Genomic DNA, 3,346 nt, shown 5'->3' with positions numbered 1-3,346 from the left:
CACCGACTGTCCGACAGCGACGTTCCGCGCGACGATCGTTCCTGGAGAAGGCGCCGCGAGCGCCGTCGCGGCGAGATCGCTCTTGGCGTCGCGCAGACTCGCCTCGCGCTTTTCGATCTCCGCTCGATCGAGAGCGACCTGCGCCTGCGCCCTGTCGTAGGCCCGTTTGCGGGCATCCTGCGCGCGACGGGAATAGCGGTTGCGTCGGCTTCTGCGCTGCGTCGCTTTAAACGCGGCTCGCGTTCGGGTGAGCGCGCTTTCGCTCTTCGCAAGTTGTGTCCTGGCGTGGGAGAGATCCGCCGCGGCGCGCGCGACCGCGTCGGCGAAGCGATGAGGATCGAGCTTGGCGCAAATCGTTCCTTCCTGAACCGACATGCCGACATCGCAGGACACGCTCTCCACGACGCCCGCGACTTGGGTCGAAATCGATGCGGTCTGAGCGGGCTCGACCACGCCTTTCGCCAGGATCGTGCGCACGATGGCGCCCCGACTGATTTCCGCCGTGCGATAGCTCGGCGGCGCCTCCATGCGCTCCACGGCCCAATAAGCGCCTGCGCCGATCGCCGCGATCGCCGCAAGCCCGCCGAGCATTGTCGGAACAGACGCTTTTGCCGGCCACCCGGCGAAAGACCGCTCGACGCGCTCGAGATGACGCGCCTGCTCGGGAAGTCGATTCTCCATCAGGCGGTAGGCGATGAGCTTGACCGCGCTGGCGCCGAGAAATGTCATCAGCGAATACGCCCAGACCAGCAGCGCGAGCCGCCACCCCGTCGGCTCCATGAACAGGCCGTAGACGACTGCAAGCGTGCCGATGAGCTGCGTCGTTTCACAGGGAACCACGAGCTTCCAGCTTGGCCAGGGACGCTCCCAGATCGGCCCCCTATTGCGCGTGAGGTAGATCGTCATATGGCCCGAGACGAGCAACTTCAGAAAAATGAGCGGCTGAACCGTCGACAGCGGCAGCTGCAGATAGTCGCGCACGATCCAGAACAAGCCGAAACTTTCGAGAACTCCGTAAACCCCGAGCACCGAAGCGATCGTCAGAACGCGCGTCATATCCCAACGCACCGGCCGTTCGGCCACCGGCGCATTGTCATATGCGATCATCATGATCGGTATGTCGTTGAGCAGCGCCAGCAGCACGATCATCACCGCCGTCACCGGATAGAAATTGAAGGCGAGAATGCTGGCGGCCATGAACAGCAGGACGCGGATCGTCTCGGCGATGCGATAGATCGCATAGCTCGTCATGCGCTCGAAGATGCGGCGCGCTTCGGCGATCGCCGTGACGATCACCGACAGGCCCGGCGCCGTCAACACCAGATCGGCCGCGGCGCGGGCCGCGTCGGTGGCGCCGCTGACGGCGATGCCGACGTCCGCCTGCTTCAACGCCGGCGAGTCATTGACGCCGTCGCCCGTCATGCCGACGATATGGCCGCCCTTTTGTAAAACCTCGACGATCGCGAATTTGTGCTCAGGAAAGACGCGCGCGAAACCGTCAGCGTCGAGGATCGCCGACAGCTTCACGTCAGACGTGCGATCGCGGAAGAGCTTGTCGGCGACGACGATATTCTGCCCGAGATGAAGTTTTCCCGCGATCTCGCGCGCGATCGCTTCGTGATCGCCGGTGATCATCTTGATGTCGACGCCCATCGCGCGCGTTTCAGCGATGGTCTGCGCGGAATCGTCGCGCGGGGGATCGAAGAGCGGCAGCAGACCGAGAAATCGCCACGCGCCGTTCGCGTCGGCGCGCGCCACGCCAATCGTGCGAAAGCCCTTCGCCGCATCGGCGTCGACCTCGGCCAGAGCCGCGCGCCTGGAATCCTCCGACATCTCGCAAAGCGAGAAGATGACTTGCGGCGCGCCTTTGGCGACGCGAATGCGCGCGCCGTTCTGCGTCACTTCCGCCTCGGTGCGCTTGCTGACCGGGTCAAAAGGGTGGAAGGCTTCCAGACGATAGGCCCGCAAGACGTCTTGATCCGACGCCGCCAGAATTGCGGCGTCGATCGCGTCAGGCGCCTCACGTTCGGAAGCGAGCGCGGCGACGAGAACGACGTCGCCCGCGTCAACGCCCGGCGCCGGTTGCGGTTCGCCGAGCGTCAGTTGGTTTTTGGTTAATGTGCCGGTCTTGTCCGAGCACAAAATGTCCATTCCCGCGAGTTCTTCGATCGCGACGAGACGGGACACGATGGCCTTCAGTTTTGCGAGCCTTTCGGCGCCGACGGCCATCGTCACGGACAGCACTGCGGGCAGCGCGACGGGAATGGAGGCGACGGCGAGAATCAGCGCAAACTGCGCCGTCTGAACCAGCGGATCGTGACGAAACAGCGCAACGACCCCGATGACCGCGACGAGCCCGAGCGTCGAAAGAATGAGGAAATTGCCAATTCTCAGAACGGCGCGCTGAAAGTGGGAAACCGTCCTCGCCTGCTGCACAAGCCGCGCCGTGCGGCCGAAATAGGTGTGCATGCCGGTCGACGTCACCAGCGCCGTCATTTCGCCGAGCTTGGCGATCGAGCCCGAATAGACGACGTCTCCGACCTTCTTGTCGACGGGCAGCGATTCTCCGGTCAGCGCCGCCTGGTCGACGCTCAGGTAATCGCCGTCAATCAGCCTCACATCGGCGGGAATGACCGACCCCAGGGCGATCTTGACGACGTCGCCCGGCACAAGCTGGCTCGCCGCAAGCTCTTTCCAGGCGCCGTCGCGCAGCACATGCGCCTTCAACGCCAAACGCCGCTTGAGCAGTGCGATCGCGTTATCGGCCTTGAACTCCTGCCAAAAGCCGACGCCGGCGTTCACGATCAGCATGAGCAGGATGATGCCGAGGTCCGCCCAATGTCTGACGATCCCGGACAGGATTGCCGCAATTTCGATCATCCAGGGAATGGGACCCCAGAAAAAGCCGACAAAGCGGGCAAACAGGCCAATTCGGCGTTCGGCGATCGTGTTCTCGCCGAAGCGCGCCAATCTGCGCGCCGCCTCGTCCTTCGTCAGCCCCTGCAACGGATCCGTCGCAAGGTCTTGCGGCGTCACATTTGCGTCGCCGCCCTTCGCAGGCTGCATCGGCATGACGATCTCCGATCGCGCGGCGCAGCCGCGAAGATATTGTTTTTGGCCTACGGCGCGACCGTGCGCAAGTTGCGCGCGGCGCCCCGGCCTTGACCCGTCCAAGCGTCATCGACGCCGCTCAACTCGCCATGCGCCGCTCCTCCCCTATATGCGGCTTCAACGGTCGACGCGACATCCTGGGGCGACGCGTGTATTCACATTCTCTTCAATATCTTCCCCTGCCGCCAATCATCTATGCGATTTTCGTCGGCGCGGTCTTTGCGCTTTTCCTTCT

The 3,346-nt window shown here is 63.8% G+C and carries 1 protein-coding gene and 1 pseudogene; one reads left to right on the top strand and one right to left on the bottom strand.

Annotated features, from left to right (window positions below; translation table 11 throughout):
- The coding region (locus tag AB7F41_RS17170; RefSeq protein WP_428406725.1) for a plasma-membrane proton-efflux P-type ATPase at window positions 1-3,072 on the bottom strand (3,072 nt) is incomplete at its 3' end.
- Between the two features lie 89 nt (window positions 3,073-3,161).
- Here AB7F41_RS17170 and AB7F41_RS17165 point away from each other — a divergent pair.
- Window positions 3,162-3,346: pseudogene (locus AB7F41_RS17165) on the top strand (hypothetical protein); the annotation flags it as partial.

Source organism: Methylocystis sp. (assembly GCF_050251305.1).
Taxonomy (GTDB): Bacteria; Pseudomonadota; Alphaproteobacteria; order Rhizobiales; family Beijerinckiaceae; genus Methylocystis.
The sequence above is the reverse complement of the archived record's forward strand: the minus strand, read 5'-3'. Positions and strand labels throughout refer to the sequence as shown.